Annotated in this window: 17 protein-coding genes and 1 pseudogene; 14 read left to right on the forward strand and 4 right to left on the reverse strand. The window is 66.3% G+C overall.

The annotated features are described in order from the left end of the window. Positions 1-213: 213 nt before the first annotated feature. The 10 genes and pseudogenes from AC1D34_RS29590 to AC1D34_RS29635 all read left to right on the forward strand — a co-directional run bounded on the left by AC1D34_RS29590 (position 214) and on the right by AC1D34_RS29635 (position 10,297). Positions 214-1,167 carry a heme o synthase gene (locus AC1D34_RS29590; RefSeq protein ID WP_476826135.1) on the forward strand — a complete coding sequence of 318 codons (954 nt, stop codon included), beginning with the start codon at positions 214-216 and terminating at the stop codon, positions 1,165-1,167. Continuing rightward, entirely contained in the window at positions 1,164-1,334 is a 171-nt protein-coding gene (locus AC1D34_RS29595) for a DUF485 domain-containing protein (protein WP_141739979.1), read from the forward strand. Before AC1D34_RS29590 ends, AC1D34_RS29595 begins: the two co-directional genes overlap by 4 nt. Further along, entirely contained in the window at positions 1,334-1,930 is a 597-nt protein-coding gene (locus tag AC1D34_RS29600; protein WP_441506443.1) for a cytochrome c oxidase assembly protein, read from the forward strand. The genes AC1D34_RS29595 and AC1D34_RS29600 overlap by 1 nt, the downstream gene beginning before the upstream one ends. Positions 1,931-1,986: 56 nt before the next feature. Then, positions 1,987-2,850: a cytochrome c oxidase subunit 3 gene (locus AC1D34_RS29605; protein WP_476826136.1), complete on the forward strand. Its 864-nt coding sequence runs from the start codon at positions 1,987-1,989 to the stop codon at positions 2,848-2,850. Positions 2,851-2,917: 67 nt separating this feature from the next. Then, positions 2,918-3,292, forward strand: a complete 375-nt coding sequence (locus AC1D34_RS29610; RefSeq protein WP_441488907.1) for a DUF983 domain-containing protein — start codon at positions 2,918-2,920, stop codon at positions 3,290-3,292. Further along, positions 3,289-4,056 (forward strand): SURF1 family protein, encoded by a 768-nt coding sequence (locus AC1D34_RS29615; protein WP_441488906.1) that lies wholly within the window; start codon positions 3,289-3,291, stop codon positions 4,054-4,056. The genes AC1D34_RS29610 and AC1D34_RS29615 overlap by 4 nt, the downstream gene beginning before the upstream one ends. A 91-nt stretch (positions 4,057-4,147) precedes the next feature. Further along, entirely contained in the window at positions 4,148-5,563 is a 1,416-nt protein-coding gene (gene thrC / locus AC1D34_RS29620) for a threonine synthase (protein ID WP_476826137.1), read from the forward strand. Continuing rightward, on the forward strand, positions 5,560-6,903 hold the full coding sequence (locus tag AC1D34_RS29625) for a M16 family metallopeptidase (protein WP_476826138.1): 1,344 nt from the start codon (positions 5,560-5,562) through the stop codon (positions 6,901-6,903). The genes thrC and AC1D34_RS29625 overlap by 4 nt, the downstream gene beginning before the upstream one ends. 6 nt (positions 6,904-6,909) lie before the next feature. Then, positions 6,910-7,524 (forward strand): GNAT family N-acetyltransferase, encoded by a 615-nt coding sequence (locus AC1D34_RS29630; protein ID WP_441488903.1) that lies wholly within the window; start codon positions 6,910-6,912, stop codon positions 7,522-7,524. Positions 7,525-7,625: 101 nt separating this feature from the next. Beyond that, positions 7,626-10,297 (forward strand): annotated as a pseudogene (locus AC1D34_RS29635) (EAL domain-containing protein). A gap of 35 nt (positions 10,298-10,332) precedes the next feature. Here AC1D34_RS29635 and AC1D34_RS29640 read toward each other — a convergent pair. Beyond that, the gene (locus tag AC1D34_RS29640) at positions 10,333-10,944 is read right to left on the reverse strand and encodes a YqgE/AlgH family protein (RefSeq protein ID WP_476826139.1); all 612 of its coding nucleotides are present in this window, start codon (positions 10,942-10,944) and stop codon (positions 10,333-10,335) included. Positions 10,945-11,120: 176 nt separating this feature from the next. Here AC1D34_RS29640 and AC1D34_RS29645 point away from each other — a divergent pair, with 176 nt between their 5' ends. The 3 genes from AC1D34_RS29645 to AC1D34_RS29655 all read left to right on the forward strand — a co-directional run bounded on the left by AC1D34_RS29645 (position 11,121) and on the right by AC1D34_RS29655 (position 13,104). Next, on the forward strand, positions 11,121-11,972 hold the full coding sequence (locus AC1D34_RS29645) for a protein-disulfide reductase DsbD domain-containing protein (RefSeq protein ID WP_476826140.1): 852 nt from the start codon (positions 11,121-11,123) through the stop codon (positions 11,970-11,972). Positions 11,973-12,018: 46 nt separating this feature from the next. After that, positions 12,019-12,504, forward strand: a complete 486-nt coding sequence (locus tag AC1D34_RS29650) for a peroxiredoxin (protein WP_113518915.1) — start codon at positions 12,019-12,021, stop codon at positions 12,502-12,504. Positions 12,505-12,654: 150 nt separating this feature from the next. Next, entirely contained in the window at positions 12,655-13,104 is a 450-nt protein-coding gene (locus AC1D34_RS29655; protein ID WP_069877496.1) for a GNAT family N-acetyltransferase, read from the forward strand. Between the two features lie 15 nt (positions 13,105-13,119). On the opposite strand, the gene rnhA is transcribed toward AC1D34_RS29655, so the two are convergent. From rnhA to ispH, 3 genes are read right to left on the reverse strand one after another with little or no spacing between them, the layout of a single operon-like run. Beyond that, complete coding sequence (rnhA, locus tag AC1D34_RS29660) at positions 13,120-13,566, reverse strand: ribonuclease HI (RefSeq protein WP_476826141.1); 447 nt, start codon at positions 13,564-13,566, stop codon at positions 13,120-13,122. After that, positions 13,563-14,528, reverse strand: coding sequence for a homoserine kinase (locus tag AC1D34_RS29665; RefSeq protein ID WP_476826142.1), 966 nt, complete (start codon positions 14,526-14,528; stop codon positions 13,563-13,565). The genes rnhA and AC1D34_RS29665 overlap by 4 nt, the downstream gene beginning before the upstream one ends. A 6-nt stretch (positions 14,529-14,534) precedes the next feature. Further along, entirely contained in the window at positions 14,535-15,506 is a 972-nt protein-coding gene (gene ispH, locus AC1D34_RS29670; protein WP_441488898.1) for a 4-hydroxy-3-methylbut-2-enyl diphosphate reductase, read from the reverse strand. A gap of 196 nt (positions 15,507-15,702) precedes the next feature. On the opposite strand from ispH, the gene AC1D34_RS29675 reads away from it, so the two are divergent. Next, positions 15,703-16,302: cation:proton antiporter domain-containing protein (locus AC1D34_RS29675; protein WP_476826143.1), on the forward strand; the 600-nt coding region annotated here is incomplete at its 3' end.

Consider the following 16,302-nt stretch of genomic DNA (forward strand, 5'->3'; position numbering starts at 1 on the left):
ACCCTGTCCTCGCCTCCGCCGTTCCACCAGTTCGAGACCCTGCCGCGCATCGTCGGCTCGGACCACTGATCCATCTGGCGGCGGGCTCCCCGGCCCGCCGCCGCCCCTCCCCCGAGCGCCACCTGCGGCGTTCCGGAGATGGGCGGCAAGACCGCTCCCTCTCATTCCCCACGGCCGCTGGCGGCCGTCGTAAAGAGTGAAACGACAAGACCAATGTCCGCTGCGTTCGACAGGTTCGATTCCCGCACCGATGGCGCGAAGAGCTCCACCGGCGAGGCGCGCGATTTCTTCGCGCTCCTGAAGCCGCGGGTGATGTTCCTGGTCGTCGTCACCGCACTGGGCGGCATGGCGACGGCCCCCGGTACGATCCACCCGGTGATCGGATTCGCCTCGCTGCTCGCGATCGCGGTCGGCGCCGGTGCGTCCGGCTGCCTGAATATGTGGTACGACGCCGATATCGACGCGCTGATGGTGCGGACCGCCAAGCGTCSGATTCCGGCCGGGCGGATCCTGCCATCCGAGGCGCTCGCCTTCGGGCTGACCTTGTCTGTCGGCTCGGTGATCGTGCTCGGCCTCGTCGCCAATCTGCTCTCGGCGGCGATGCTCGCCTTCACCATCTTCTTCTATGCCGTCGTCTATTCGATGTGGCTGAAGCGCTCGACGCCGCAGAACATCGTCATCGGCGGAGCGGCCGGGGCCTTCCCGCCGATGATCGGCGAGGCCGTCGTGACCGGCGATTTCGGCCTGCACTCGATCGTGCTCTTCGCGATCATCTTCCTCTGGACGCCTCCCCATTTCTGGGCGCTGGCGCTGGTCAAGTCCGGCGACTATGCCCGCGCCGGCATCCCGATGCTGCCGAATGTCGCCGGCCCCGCCGCGACGCGCCGGCAGATCGTGGCCTACTCGCTGGTCATGGCGCCGGTCGCGGTCCTGCCTGCCCTGATGGGGTTCGGCGGATTGGCCTATCTCGTCGTCTCCGTGGTGACCGGACTTGCCATGATCGCGCTGGCCTTCCGCGTGTTGCGCGTGACCGAGGGTGAAGCCGCCCACAAGGCCGCCTATGCGCTGTTCGGCTTCTCGATCCTCTACCTCTTCCTGCTCTTCGCCGTGCTGCTGGCAGAGAACAGCCTCGGCCTGATGTGGGCCCTGCCCAAGGTGCTAGGATGAGCGAAGCTCCGAAACGCGAGATCCCGCCGGCCTTCTCTCCGGAGGACATGGCACGCCGCAGGCGCCGCTCGGTCGCGCTGGCGCTGGTCCTTGCAGGCCTGGTCATTTTCTTCTTCGTGGTGACGCTGGTGAAGACCGGTCCGGCCATCATGAACAGGCCGCTGTGATGACCGCGACGCCATCGAACCGTCAGCATGCGAGAATGCGCCGGACAGCGCTGATCTGCGCCGGCGTTGCGGTCGGCATGACCGGCCTCGCCTTCGCAGCCGTGCCGCTCTACGACCTGTTCTGCAAGGTCACCGGCTTCGGCGGCACGCCGATGGTCGGGACAGCGGCCGCCGGGCGCATCCTGGACCGCAAGATGGCTGTGCGTTTCGACGCCAATGTCTCGCCGGCCCTGGGCTGGCGCTTCGAGCCGGAAAGCTCCGAGATCATCTTCCGCGTCGGCGAGACGCAGACGGTGTTCTACAAGATCACCAACACGACGGACCGGGTCTCCACCGGCATCGCGACCTTCAACGTCACGCCGACGCAGGGGGCCGCCTATTTCGTCAAGCTGCAATGCTTCTGCTTCACCGAGCATACGCTGCAGCCGGGCGAGACGCTGGAAGCGCCGGTCGTGTTCTATGTCGACCCCGAGATCGAGCAGAACCGCGATCTCAACGGGGTCAAATCATTGACGCTGTCCTACACCTATTTCCCGTCCAAGGCCGGCCAGCCGGTCGCGGATGGCAAGGGTGACGCGGGCAAGTCGAAACTATAAGAACTGCGACAGCACCAAGCGCTGCGCAGCAGAGTCGGACGCGGAGACAAAGTAAGATGGCCGGGGCCCATACCAAGAACCACGATTACCATCTCGTCGACCCGAGCCCGTGGCCGCTCGTCGGCGCGAGCAGCGCGACGATCATGGCCATCGGCGCGGTCATGTGGATGAAGGCGATGACCGTCGCCGGCATGCATCTCGGTCCCCTGGTCTTCGGCGTCGGCCTGCTCGGTGTTCTCTACACTATGCTCGCATGGTGGATGGACGTGGTGCGCGAGGCCGAGCACGAGGGCCATCACACCCGCGTCGTCCAGCTTCACCATCGCTACGGCATGCTGATGTTCATCGCCTCCGAGGTGATGTTCTTCGTCGCCTGGTTCTGGGCCTTCTTCGACGCCAGCCTCTTCAGCGGCGAAACGATCCAGTACGCCCGCCACGACTTCACCGGCGGCGTCTGGCCTCCCAAGGGCATCCAGACCTTCGATCCCTGGCACCTGCCGCTGCTGAACACGCTGATCCTGCTGACCTCGGGCACGACGGTGACCTGGGCGCATTACGCGCTGCTGCAGGACGACCGCAAGGGTCTGAAGCAAGCGCTCTGGCTGACCGTGTTCCTCGGCGGCCTGTTCTCGATCGTGCAGGCCTACGAGTACGCCCACGCCACCTTCGCCTTCAGCGGCCATATCTATGGCGCGACCTTCTTCATGGCGACCGGCTTCCACRGCTTCCATGTGCTCATCGGCACGATCTTCCTGGCGATCTGCCTGTATCGGGTCTATCTCGGCCACTTCAAACCAGCCCAGCATCTCGGCTTCGAGTTCGCGGCCTGGTACTGGCACTTCGTCGACGTGGTGTGGCTGTTCCTGTTCGCCGCGATCTATGTCTGGGCGTCCGGCGCCGGATCGGCCGCGGCGCACTGAGCGGCCGCCTCAAGACAATCCCGAAGGCGGCCGCGAGGCCGCCTTTGTTTTTTGCCGGGAAACCATGATGGCAGAGTACGAGCATATCAGCCCCTCACCCTATGCGACCGGCCTTTCCGGCCGTTGCCCGCGCTGCGGCGAAGGCAAGCTCTTCGACGGGTTTCTGAAGCTGCGCCCTCGTTGTGCCGCGTGCGGGCTGGATTTCGCCTTCGCCGACTCGGCTGACGGCCCTGCCGTGTTCATCATGCTGATCGCAGGCTTCGCGGTTCTTGGCGCGGCGCTCTCGGTCGAGATCGCCTATGAGCCGCCGATCTGGGTGCATCTCTCGATCTGGCTGCCGCTGGCCGTCACCGTCTGCCTCGCCCTTCTGCGGCCGATGAAGGGGCTCGCGGTCGCGCTGCAATACGCCCACAAGGCCGAGGAAGGCAGGCGAGAAAAGTGAGCGCGCAGACAATGCCAGACAGCACACGGCGTCCGAGCCTTCTCCTGCCCGCGATCCTGACCATCTGCGGGACTTTGGTGCTCTGCACGCTGGGGAGCTGGCAGCTGTTGCGGATGGGCGAGAAGCACAGCTTCATCGAGCGCCTGCAAGCGCAGGCAGCGAGCCCTCCGGCGCCCCTCCCGCCCGAGCAGCAATGGAGCACGCTCGACCCTGCGAAGCTCGACCTGACGCGGGTCGCGGCATCCGGGCGTTACGTCGACGGCCCCTTTGCCGGCGTGCGCACCACGATCGCATCGGGCGGACCGGGAACGCGCCAGCTCTCCGGCTTCGGCCGCTGGATCTTCCAGGGGTTCCGGCTCGATGCCGGCGGCGTCATCCTGATCAATCGCGGCTTCGTGCCGGAAGCGCGCCTGGGCGAGATCAAGCCGGCCTCCGGACCGGCAACCGTGACAGGCTTCCTGCGCACGCCCGAAGCACGCAACAGCTTCACCCCAGCCGACCTCCCGGCCAATCGCGAGTTCTTCACACGCGATCCGGCCGCCATTGCGTCCTCCCTCGGCCTGGCGGCCGCGCCGTTCTATCTCGAGCTCGAGCGTCAGGGAGACGGGCTGACGCCGCCGGCCGGCGTCGATGTCAAGGAGTTGATCGGACGTATTCCCGACAACCACCTGCAATACGCACTGACCTGGTTCGGGCTGGCCCTGACCCTGATCGGTGTCTTCATCGCCTTCGCCTGGCAGGCCCGGCGACAGAAACACGACTGACCTCGCCCCGCGGCCCTGCCGCGGGCGCGCAACCTTTGCCCTCGCTGCGCTCCCGGCCTATAGCAGCAGCACGACCACAGAGAGCGACACCGTGCTGCATGTCTCCACCCGGGGGGAAGCGCCCTCCCTCGCCTTTTCCGACGCCCTGCTCGCCGGGCTCGCCCGCGATGGCGGCCTTTATGTCCCGAAGGCCTGGCCCAGAATTGAAGCCCAGGACATCGCGGGCTTCGCCGGTAAACCCTATGCTGAAGTTGCCGAGCGCATCATCGGCGCGCTGGCCGACGGAGATATCGAGACGGCGGCGCTGCGCGCCATGATCCGCGAGGCCTATGCCACCTTCCGGCATCCGGCCACCTGTCCGCTGACGCAGCTCGGCGACAATCTCTTTGTGCTCGAGCTGTTCCACGGCCCGACTCTGGCATTCAAGGATGTGGCAATGCAGCTGCTTGGGCGGCTGATGGACCATGTGCTGGTCCAGCGCGGCGAGCGCGCCACCATTGTCGGCGCAACCTCCGGCGACACAGGCGGTGCTGCCATCGACGCCTTCAAGGGGCTCGAGCGGGTCGACATGTTCATCCTCTATCCGCAGGGGCGCGTCTCGGACGTGCAGCGGCGGCAGATGACCACAGTGGACTCACCCAATGTCCACGCCATCGCGGTCGAGGGCACGTTCGACGATTGCCAGAACCTCGCCAAGGCGATGTTCAATCACCACACGTTCCGCGACGAGCTGCGCCTCTCCGGCGTGAATTCGATCAACTGGGCCCGCATCGCGGCGCAGGTGGTCTACTACTTCACCTCGGCTGTCGCCCTCGGCTCGCCCCGGCGCAAGGTCTCCTTCGCGGTGCCGACCGGCAATTTCGGCGACGTGCTCGCCGGTTGGGTCGCCAAGCGCATGGGTCTGCCGATCGAGCGCCTGGTGATCGGCACGAACAGCAACGACATCCTGCCGCGCACGCTCGAGAGCGGCGCCTATGAGATGCGGAGCGTCGCCGCCACGACCTCCCCTTCGATGGACATCCAGATTTCCTCGAATTTCGAACGCCTGCTGTWCGAGGCGCATGACCGCGACGGTGCCGCCGTGCGCCGGCTGATGCAGTCCCTGCAGCAATCCGGGCGGTTCGAGATCGCGCCGGAGCCGCTGGCCCGCATCCGCTCCGAGTTCGACGCCGGCGCTGTCGGGGAGGCGGGCGTCGCCGACGAGATCGGCCGCATCTGGCGCGAGGCCGGCTATCTGCTCGACCCCCATAGCGCGATCGGGGTTGCAGCCGCGCGCCGGGGCCTGAGGGCAGATCCTGCCACGCCGATGATCGTGCTCGGCACAGCCCATCCCGCCAAGTTCCCCGCAGCCGTTGCGGCGGCGAGCGGTGTCACGCCCGCCCTGCCGGCCCATCTCGGCGATCTGATGGAGCGCAAGGAGCGCTTCACCCTGCTGCCGAACGACCAGGGACGCATCGAGGCCTTCATCCGGCAGAACGCCCGGACAGTGCGGGGAGCGGCGGCATGATCGCGACGGGGCCGGCCGAGATCGCCGAACTGGCCACGCCTGCGCCACGCTCGCCGGGGGCGCATGACCCTGAGGTCGACCTCACGACCCTGCCCTCCGGCCTGCGCATCGTCTCGCAGCGCATGGACCATGCGTCCACCGTCTCGCTCGGCATCTGGATCGGGGCCGGCGCGCGCGACGAGCTTCCGAACGAACACGGACTGGCGCATCTGCTCGAGCACATGGCCTTCAAGGGCACGGCGCGGCGCAGCGCCCGTGAGATCGCCGAGGAGATCGAAAGCGTTGGCGGGGATCTCAACGCCGCGACCAGTGTCGAGTACACCTGCTACACGGCCCGAGTCCTGGGATCCGACCTCGCACTCGCCGTGGACATCCTGGCCGATATCCTGACGTCGCCAGCGCTTGCGCCCGAGGAACTCGCCCGCGAGAAGGGTGTCATCCTGCAGGAGATCGGCGCGGTTCAGGATACGCCCGACGATCTCGTCTATGACCGCTTCCTGCAGGCGGCCTTTCCGGACCAGCCCCTCGGCCGCCCGATCCTGGGAACAGCGAAGACGGTCAACAGTTTCACGCCCGACGCCATCCGGGCCTATCTGGCGCGGCACTACCATGCCGGCAACATGGTGCTGGCTGCTTCGGGCGCCGTCGACCATGACGAGCTCGTCGCCTTGGCACGTGACAGGCTCGCCAGCCTCCCAGGCAAACCCGTTGAGGCCTTCGAGCGCGAGGATGGTCAGTACCGGGGCGGCGAAGCGCGAATCGAGGGCGACGAGGAGCAGGTCCATCTGGTGCTCGGCTTTCCCGGCCAGCCTTTCCGGGACGGCGCGCATTACCCGCTCCAGGTGTTCTCCTCCGTGCTCGGCGGAGGGCTGTCATCCCGGCTGTTCCAGCAGGTGCGCGAGCAGCGCGGCCTCGCCTATTCCATCGACGCCTTCCACTGGCCCTTCTCCGATTGCGGCGTCTTTGGAATCAGCGCCGGCACAGCACCGGAAGATGCGAGCGAGCTGATCGATGTTGCCCTTGGCTGCCTGCGGCAGGCCGCCGAAGATGTGACGGAGGTCGAGGTTGCACGCGCCCGGGCCCAGATGAAGGTCGGGCTGCTGGCCTCGCTTGAGAGCCCTGGTGGCAAGCTTGAACAGATGGCCCGCCAGGTGCTCGTCTTCGGACGTGCGATACCGCGCGAGGAGCTGGCGCACCGGCTCGATGCTGTCACGCTGGAGGATGTTCGCGCCGCCGGACGCTCTCTGCTCGGGCACCAGCCAACGATCGCCGCTGTCGGTCCGCTGTCCGGCCTCCCGCCGGCAGAGCAACTGCGGCAGGCCGCACGCTCCGGGGATTGAGCAGCCATGGCTCTCTTCCGCTTCTCGACCGACCCGCCAGCCCGCCCGCTCGTTCGCACGCCGAACCTGTTTCTGCGGGCGCCACTGGCGAACGACTATGCGGCCTGGGCGGTTCTGCGGATGGAGAGCCGGGAATTCCTGACGCCCTGGGAGCCGGTCTGGAACGAGGATGACCTGACGCGGAATTCGTTCCGCCTGCGCGTCAAGCGTGCCGCACGTGAGATCGCGGCTGACGAAGCCTATCCCCTGTTCATTTTCGATGCCGGCAGCGAAACCTTGCTGGGGGGATTGACGCTCGGACTGATCCGGCGTGGCGTCGCCCAGGCCTGCACGCTCGGCTACTGGATGGGACAACGCCACGCCGGCAAGGGATATATGACCGAAGCCGTGCGCGGCGCGGTGCGCTTCGCTTTTTCCGACCTCGGCCTGCATCGCGTCGAAGCTGCCTGTTTGCCCGGCAATGAGCCGTCTCGCCGGCTGCTGGAGCGCGTCGGCTTCCGCTGCGAAGGCGAGGCGCGGGCCTATCTGCGCATCAACGGAAACTGGGCGGACCACTTGCTCTATGCGATGATTTCGACGGACCGGCTGCTCGGCCCCGCGGAGACGGGCGGCGCGCGATGATCCACAGGGCCGAGCCTCTGCCTTGCCCTCGCCACGACCGGTCGGTACGACTGGGTCCCCCGCCCCGCTTGAGCGCGGCCCACACAGTTACCGAGTCGCGCTTGTCCCCTCCTGACCGACTTCTCCGGTTTGGCCTTGCCTTTGTCGGCCTCGCACTCCTGTTCGTGCTGTCCCTGGCCGTACCGGCCCAGGCCGTGGAGGCCGTCCGCGTCCCTGTCGACGCACCGGTGATCGACCTGACCCATGTGGTCGAGCGCAACAAATCCGATGGCGACGTCATCCAGATCTCGACCGCGCCGGGGCCCGACGGCATCGTGCGCCGCATCGCGGTCAGGGCACGCGAGTCGGGCGCACGGCCGGACTGGATCGTCTTCGCGCTCACAAATGATTCCGACGAGCAGATCGACCGGCTGCTGGTCGCGCCGTTCCACCGCCTGATCGGCTCCGGCGTGATCTGGCCTGATCTCGGCGACACGCGGATCGAGGCCGTGACGGCGAGCCAGGGGCTTCGCCCCGAGCGCGAGGATAGCCCGGACGCCGACGTCTTCATGATCACGCTCGACCCGGGCACGACGGTGACCTTCGTCGCCGAGCTGAAATCTCCGAACCTGCCTCAGCTCTATCTGTTCGAGCAGGAGGCCTATCGCCAGAAGACCAACGGGCTGACGCTCTACAAGGGCATCATCATCGGCATTGCCGGCCTGCTCGCGCTCTTCCTGACCATCATCTTCGTGGTCAAGGGAGCGGTTATCTTCCCGGCCGCCGCCGCCCTGGCCTGGGCCGTTCTCGCTTATGCCGGGCTCGATTTCGGCTTCTTCCAACGCATCTTCCCGCTGACGCCGGCGATCGAGCGCATCTACCGCGCCGGAGCCGAGGTGGTGCTGGCGGCGACGCTGCTCGTCTTCCTCTTCGCCTATCTCAACCTGTCGCGCTGGCATGTCCGCTACAGCCACGTGACGATCATCTGGATCCTCGGCCTATTCGGCCTCGTCGGTCTGGCCGTCTTCGATGCCCCGATGGCGTCGGGCATCGCGCGCATCTCGATCGCMGCCGTCGCGGCCGTCGGCTTCGTGCTGATCCTGCACCTGGCGACGCATGGCTACGAGCGCGCCGTCATGCTGATCCCGACCTGGTTCCTGCTCGCCGTCTGGGTGACGGCGGCCGGGTTCACGGTCACCGGCCAGTTCCAGCGCGACCTCGAGGTTCGGCGGCGCGCTGGCTTGAATACATGCATGTCTCCGATCGCGACCGCTATCGCGTCACGCTCGATGCCGTGCTGGAACAGCGGCGCGGCAAGCTGCAGCTCGATTTCCGTCTGCGAGCCGCCAATGGCAGCTATCACTGGTTCAACCTCAAGGCCCGGCCCGTCATCGGCTCCAACGGCGAGGTCATCCGCGTGATCGGCACGCTCGCCGATGTCACCGAGCAGAGGACTGCGCAGGAGCGGCTGCTGCATGACGCGGTGCATGACAACCTGACCGGCCTGCCCCACCGCAAGCTGTTCCAGGACCGTCTCGGCGCCGTCTTCGGCTTCTGCCGCGCCGACGACAATATCCGCCCGACGGTGATCGTCATCGACATCGACCGCTTCAAGCAGGTCAACGAGTCGGTCGGCTTCTCCGCGGGCGATTCGATCCTGCTGACGCTCGCCCGCAGGCTCGGCCGTCTGCTGCGGGCGCAGGACACGCTTGCCCGCATCGGCGGCGACACCTTCGCCATGATCCTTGTCTCCGAGCGGGACCCCGAGCGTATCCTGGCCTTGGCGGAACTCGTTCGCCGCGCCGTCTCGACGCCGGTGACCTTCGCGGAACGCGAGATCTTCCTGACCCCCTCGATCGGGCTTGCGCTGTTCGACGCCTCGCCGGCGGCCCGCAAGGACGATGCTCTGAAGAACGCCGAGCTGGCGATGGCGCATGCCAAGCGGCAGGGCGGCAACAAGATCGAGGTCTTCGTCCCCGCGATGCGGACCGATCGCAACGATCGTCTTGCCCTGGAGAGCGACCTGCGTCGCGCCATCGAGCGCGGCGAGATTCAGGTGATGTACCAGCCGATCGTCAGGCTGGAGGACCGGACCATCGCGGGCTTCGAGGCCCTGGTGCGCTGGGACCACCCGCGCGAGGGCCGGCTGCTGCCGCAGGATTTCCTGGCGATCGCCGAGGAAACCGGGCTGATCGTCGATCTCGGCGTCTATGTGATGGACCGTACCGCCCGCGAGCTCGCCGCCTGGCAGGCCGCGCTCGAGGTCGACCCGCCGATCTTCGCCAGCGTCAACGTCTCGAGCCGCCAGTTGCTGCGCCACGACCTGCTGCATGACGTCAAGACGGTGCTGGCGCGCCGGCGCGTCTTGCCGGGCACGCTCAAGCTCGAGATCACCGAAAGCCTGGTGATGGAGAATCCGGAATATGCCGCGCAGATGCTCTCGCGCATCCGCGAACTCGGCGCCGGGCTCTCGCTCGATGATTTCGGCACCGGCTATTCCTCGCTGTCCTATCTGCAGCGCTTTCCGTTCGACACGATCAAGGTCGATCAGAGCTTCGTGCGCCAGATGGGCAACGGGAAACCGCCGGTGATCCTGCGCTCGATCGTCCAGCTCGCCGCCGATCTGCGCATGGACGTCGTTGCCGAGGGCGCGGAGACGGAGTCGGATGCGATCGAGCTCTACCAGCTCGGCTGCCAATATGCGCAGGGCTATATCTTCGGGCAGCCGATGAGCGCAGCCGAAGCCCGCAGGCTGGTGGGCGCGAGCGCCGCGTCCTCTTCGGAAGCAGCGTAACCCCTCCCCTATTCCGGGAGGGAGGCCGGCGCCGCTCAGGCGTGTCCGGCCGTGCTGGACAGGAACGCGGGATCGATGCCGATCTTCTGCAGCGCGCGATGGTATTTGGTTTCGATGCCGTCGTCGAAGAGCAGCGCCGGGTCAGCGGCGCAGTGCAGCCAGCCATTCGACTGGATCTCGGATTCAAGCTGCCCCGCTCCCCAGCCCGCATAGCCAAGAGCAAGCACCGCGTTCTCCGGACCGCTGCCAATGGCAATGGCCCGCAGGATATCCAAGGTCGCCGTCAGGCAGATGCCGTTGTCGATCGGCAGGGTCGCCGATTCCAGGAAGAAGTCCGACGAGTGCAGTACGAAGCCACGCTTGGTCTCCACCGGTCCGCCGCGCAGCACCTGCATCCGTTCGGCTTGGCTCGGCAGGCGAATCAGCTCTTCCGAGGGAATCACATCGAGCTGGACCAGCAGATCGGGAAACCGCGTGTCCGGCGCCGGCTTGTTGAGGATGATGCCCATGGCGCCATCCTCGGAATGCGCACAGATATAGACCACGCTGCGGCTGAAACGCGTGTCAGTCATGCCGGGCATGGCAATCAGGCACTGCCCGTCGAGATAGCTGCGGCCGCTGACGCGTTGGCTGGATCCGATCTTCATACCGCCATGCTAAATCCAATCGGCCCGGCTGGAAACCGGTGTCCTTGAAAATGCCGGCACCGCGATTGCGCCCCAATCATGCGGCATAGGATGAATGGCTGCATGTCACATGATTGCCAGCAAATGTGAGAGAGATTGTTTCGCTTTTTGCAGACGCATTCCCTAAGACGGTCATCGTGAAGTTGGCATTGCTCTCACTCGCGCTCGCCGCGCTGGCGTTCAGCGCTCCTGCTCAGGCGCAGGAGGCGGCGGTGTCGTCATGGTCCCGCAGCACGCATTCCTCGATCCGCCTGATCGCCGGAGCGACGGCCCCCTCGGGCAAGCAACGCATCGGCGTCGAGATCACTATGGCGCCAGGCTACAAGACTTATTGGCGCAACCCCGGCGATTCCGGCGTTCCTCCCTCCTTCGACTGGAGCGGCTCCACCAATGTCGGTGGCCTCGACGTGCGCTGGCCCGCGCCGGAACGCTTCGAGGATGGCACCGGCTTTTCGATCGGCTATGTCGGCGAGGTCGTGGTGCCGGTGTCGGTGCAGCCGGTTGACCCCAGCAAGCCAGTCATGGTCGTGCTCAAGCTCGACTATGCCGTCTGCGAGAAGATGTGCATTCCCGCCAAGGGCGAGGCTCAGCTCTGGCTCGAGCCCGGCGTGACCTCGGTAACCTCGCMGCGGCTCGAGAGCTTCGAGGCGCGGGTGCCGATTCCCGTCAAGCTTGGGCCGCACAAAGAGAAGATCTCGGTGATCGAGGTGCTGCCCGGCGAGGCTGGGCCTGAGCCCAAGGTCAAGCTCGTGCTGCAGGCTCCGCCGGACGGCGCGATCGAGGATGTCTTCGTCGAGGGGCCCGGCGCCTGGTCCTTCAGCAAGCCGGTCCTGAAGCCGCAGGCCGATGGCACTGTGCTCGCTCATGTCCGGATTACGGACCGTCCCAAGGGCGCAGCGGGGCCGGTGCCCTTCATCGTGACGGTGCGCGGCAAACCTGCAGCGGTCGAGACGCGGCTTGAACTCGACATCCCGGTCGCCAAGCCCTAATCCCTGACCGAGCGGCGAAGGCCGCATGGCTCACGGAGAACAGGCGATGACGATCAAGGTGGGTGACACACTTCCGCAGGCGACGTTCCGCGTGATGACGGCGGACGGCCCGGCAGCGAAGACGACCGAAGACCTGTTCAAGGGCAAGAAAGTGGTGCTGTTTGCGGTGCCCGGCGCCTTCACGCCGACCTGCCACAAGAATCACCTCCCCGGCTATCTCGCCAAGGCTGCAGAGATCAAGGGCAAGGGCGTCGACGCCATCATGGTGACCGGCGTCAACGACGTCTTCGTCATGGATGCCTGGTCGAAGGCAACGGGCGCAGTCGGCGTCATCGAGTTCCTCTCGGACGGCAATGCCGATTTCGCCAAGGAGATCGGGCTTTCGCTCGACGGTTCGGGCTTTGGCCTCGGAACCCGCTCGCAGCGCTATTCGATGATCGTCGAAAACGGCGTGGTCGAGGCTCTCAATGTCGAAGACGCACCGGGCAAGGCCGACGTCTCCGGCGCCGAAGAAATGCTGAAGCAGCTCTGAGCGCTTCGCGCATGAAARAGCCCGCCCGGCCCCCGCCGCGCGGGCTTTTTGATGCCTGCTGCAACGATGCTGATCGAAAGCATGGCGCTTTGTCATGAGACAGATGCCGCGCCCCCGGGCTAGCGTGACAGCGCTATTGGGAGAGGCTGCATGTCCGAGATCACCATCCGCCCGCTCGTCGCGAGCGATCGCACCGCCTGGGGACCGCTCTGGCAGGGCTACCTGACCTTCTACAAGTCGAGCCTGCCGGAAGAGATCCATGACCTGACCTTCGCCCGGCTCACAGGCGGCAAGGAGCCGATGGGTGGCTTCATCGCCGAACGCGACGGCAAGGCAGTCGGCATCGTGCACTGGGTCACGCACCGCACCACCTGGAGCGCCAAGGATATCTGCTATTTGCAGGATCTGTTCGTCAGCCCGGATATCCGTGGCGGCGGCGGCGGCCGCAAGCTGATCGAAGCCGTGCGGCAGATGGCCGAGGCCAAGGGCTGTTTCCGCGTCTACTGGCAGACGCATGAGACGAATCTTCAGGCGCGCGAACTGTACGACAAGGTCGCCGACCTCTCGGGCTTCCTGGTCTATCGGCAGCCGCTCGGCTGACGAGCCGGCCGGGCTCTATCGCCCAGGCTTGAACGGCGCCATGCCGGCGCGGGCGAGCACGTCAGCGCGCTCATTCATCTCGTCTCCGGCGTGGCCCCTGACCCATTTCCACTCGATCTTGTGGCGGCCGAGTGCGGCATCGAGGCGCTTCCAGAGCTCCTCGTTCTTCACCGGCTTCCGGTCGGCGGTCTTCCAGCCATTCTTCTTCCAGCCATGGATCCAGCCAGTGATGCCCTGGCGCAGGTACTGGCTGTCGGTATGCAGCGCCACCGTGCAGGGCCGCGTCAGCGTCTCGAGCGCGGAGATCGCCGCCATCAGCTCCATGCGATTGTTGGTGGTCATCTGTTCGCCGCCCGAGAGCTCGCGCGCCTTGCCATTGTAGCTGAGGATCGCGCCCCAGCCCCCCGGGCCGGGATTGCCCGAACAAGCCCCGTCGGTCCAGATCTCTACTGTATCGCTCATCGTTTCAGGCCGTATTCGCGGGCGTCACCGACGCGCTGGTGGAAGGCAAGTTTGCGGTCGTATTCGAGCGGATCGAGCGGCTTGACCAGGGCCCCCGGCGGAACGTTCAACCAGTCCACCAGCCGGGTCAGGAGGAAACGCAGGGCCGAACCGCGGCAAAGCGCCGGAAGCGCCTCAACCTCGGCGGGGGTCAGGGGGCGCACGCTTTCATAGCCCGCGAGGATCGCCTGCCCCTTGGTGAGATTGAACGATGCATCGGCCTCGAAGCACCAGGCATTCAGGCAGATGGCGAGATCGTAGGCGAAGGCATCGGTGCAGGCGAAGTAGAAGTCGATCAGCCCCGACAGCCGGTCCTTGATGAAAAAGACGTTGTTGGGAAAGAGATCGGCGTGGATCACGCCGCGCGGCAGGTTCTGTGGCCAGTTGGCCTCGTGGAACGCGATTTCCGTCATGACGCGCTTCGCCAGCCCAGGCGAGACCGTCTCGGCCCCGGCACCGGCCTGTTCCGCCAGCGGCCGCCAGCCCGCGACTGACAGATCATTGGACCGGGTCATGCCGAAGCCCTCGCCCGCCTTGTGCAGGAGCGCCAGCCCACGCCCGACCTCGGCGCAATGAGCAGCCGTCGGGCGACGCACGGAGAGACCATCGAGGAAAGTGACGATCGCCGCCGGCCGCCCCGCGAGCCGGCTCACCGCCAGACCGTCCTGCGCCTTGACCGGCAGCGGGCAGATCAGCCCGCGCTCGGCCAGATGTTCCATCAGTCCGAGGAAGAACGGCAGATCAGCCGCGCTCACCCGCTCTTCGTAGAGTGTCAGAATGAAGAAGCCCTGCGTGGTGTGCAGCAGGAAATTGGAATTCGAGACCCCCTCGGCGATGCCCTTGACCGCCAGCAGATCACCAATACCGTAGCGCGCCACGAAGGCAGCCATCTCATCGTCGGGCACTTCAGTATAGACGGCCAAATTCGCTCACTCGGCCGCATTCGGCGCAGGCTCGCCGCGCAGTTCGCGCGGCAGGGGGAAGAAGACGCTTTCATCGGCGGTCGAGACGGTCTCGACGCGGACGTCATAGCGCTCGGCGAAGGCATCGATGATCTCTTCGACCAGCACCTCGGGAGCGCTGGCGCCCGCCGTGATGCCCAGCCGCTTGATCGCACCGAAGATCGACCAGTCGATCTCGTCGGCGCGCAGCACCAGCCGCGCGGAGGGGCAACCGGCCCGCTCGGCGACCTCGCGCAGGCGCTGCGAATTGGAGGAATTGGGCGAGCCGACGACAAGAAGTCCGTCGACCAGCGGGGCAACCCGCTTCACCGCCTCCTGACGGTTCGTGGTGGCGTAGCAGATATCTTCCTTGTGCGGCGCGATCAGCTCCGGGAACCGCGCCTGCAGCGCCTGGACGATGCCGCGTGTGTCATCGACCGAAAGCGTGGTCTGGGTGACATAGGCAAGTGGTTGGCCGGTGGGAGGAGCAAGCTGCGCCACGTCGTCCAGCGTCTCGATCAGCGTGATCGCACCCGCAGGCAGCTGGCCCATCGTACCGATGACCTCGGGATGGCCGGCATGGCCGACGAGCAGGATATGGCGGCCGCGCTTGTGATGAACCTCGGCCTCGCGATGCACCTTGGTGACCAGCGGGCAGGTCGCGTCGATGGCGAAAAGTGTCCGCGATGCGGCCTCGGCAGGAACCGATTTCGGCACGCCATGGGCCGAAAATATCACCGGACGGGTGGTGTCGGGCACCTCCGACAGCTCCGCAACGAAGACCGCGCCTTTGCGCTTCAGCGATTCGACGACATATTTGTTGTGCACGATCTCGTGGCGCACATAGACCGGCGCGCCATGCAGCGTGAGCGCCTTCTCGACTGCGTCGATGGCGCGCACGACCCCGGCGCAAAAGCCGCGCGGGGCACAAAGCAGGATGTCGAGCGGCGGCTTGGTCACGCGGTTTCGAGGCCTCGGAAATGGTCAGCGCCTTCTTTCGGCGTGCGCCCTGCGATGTCAAGGAAGAGCAGCGCCGCAGGACGTGACGGGCCGCTGCGCAACTCGCCCCTCGCAGCGCAGCAAGGAAGCGCCTAGATAGGCAGCATGGTCGGCTGTGGCACTTGCGCGAGCCTGCTTTCCACAACGAAGAGTTCCCATGGCCGACGCCAGTCACACGAGTTACCTGCCGCCGATCCTGATTTTCTGTGCAGGCGCAGTCATTGCCGTGCCGCTGTTTCGTCGTCTCGGCCAATCCGCCGTGCTCGGCTATCTCGCGGCCGGCATCGCGATCGGCCCTTCGGTGCTCGCCCTGGTCAATGACCCGGACGCGATCCGGGGCACCGCCGAGATCGGTGTCGTGCTGCTGCTGTTCCTGGTTGGGCTGGAGCTTCAGCCGTCACGCCTCTACTCGATGCGCAAGGACATCCTCGGCGCCGGCCTCGCGCAGATGGCGCTCAGCGCGACGGCGATCGGGCTCGTTGGCTGGAAATTCGGTCTCTCCGTCGGCGGCGCCATTGCGGTGGGGCTTGCGCTCGCTCTGTCTGCAACATCGATAGCCCTGCAGGTCCTGGAGGAGCGCGGCGACGGCAGCGAAACCTACGGCCGGCGCACCTTCTCGATCCTGCTGTTCCAGGATATCTCGATCGCTCCAGCGCTGGCCCTGCTCCCCCTGCTGGCGACCACGGGCGCGCAGAACCACGGCGGCGCTCCGGCACTCGCAGGATTGGGCCTTGCCCTGCTCGCCGTCGCGCTGCTC

The sequence above is a fragment of the Allobosea sp. P1_A7 genome (assembly GCF_056406775.1).

What these genes read in the sequence shown, in the direction of transcription:
- AC1D34_RS29595 (WP_141739979.1), top strand. Translation starts at nt 1,164, where the DNA reads ATGAGCGAAGCTCCGAAACGCGAGATCCCGCCGGCCTTCTCTCCGGAG.
- AC1D34_RS29600 (WP_441506443.1), top strand. Translation starts at nt 1,334, where the DNA reads ATGACCGCGACGCCATCGAACCGTCAGCATGCGAGAATGCGCCGGACA.
- AC1D34_RS29610 (WP_441488907.1), top strand. Translation starts at nt 2,918, where the DNA reads ATGGCAGAGTACGAGCATATCAGCCCCTCACCCTATGCGACCGGCCTT.
- AC1D34_RS29625 (WP_476826138.1), top strand. Translation starts at nt 5,560, where the DNA reads ATGATCGCGACGGGGCCGGCCGAGATCGCCGAACTGGCCACGCCTGCG.
- AC1D34_RS29630 (WP_441488903.1), top strand. Translation starts at nt 6,910, where the DNA reads ATGGCTCTCTTCCGCTTCTCGACCGACCCGCCAGCCCGCCCGCTCGTT.
- AC1D34_RS29640 (WP_476826139.1), bottom strand. Translation starts at nt 10,944, where the DNA reads ATGAAGATCGGATCCAGCCAACGCGTCAGCGGCCGCAGCTATCTCGAC.
- AC1D34_RS29650 (WP_113518915.1), top strand. Translation starts at nt 12,019, where the DNA reads ATGACGATCAAGGTGGGTGACACACTTCCGCAGGCGACGTTCCGCGTG.
- AC1D34_RS29655 (WP_069877496.1), top strand. Translation starts at nt 12,655, where the DNA reads ATGTCCGAGATCACCATCCGCCCGCTCGTCGCGAGCGATCGCACCGCC.
- rnhA (WP_476826141.1), bottom strand. Translation starts at nt 13,566, where the DNA reads ATGAGCGATACAGTAGAGATCTGGACCGACGGGGCTTGTTCGGGCAAT.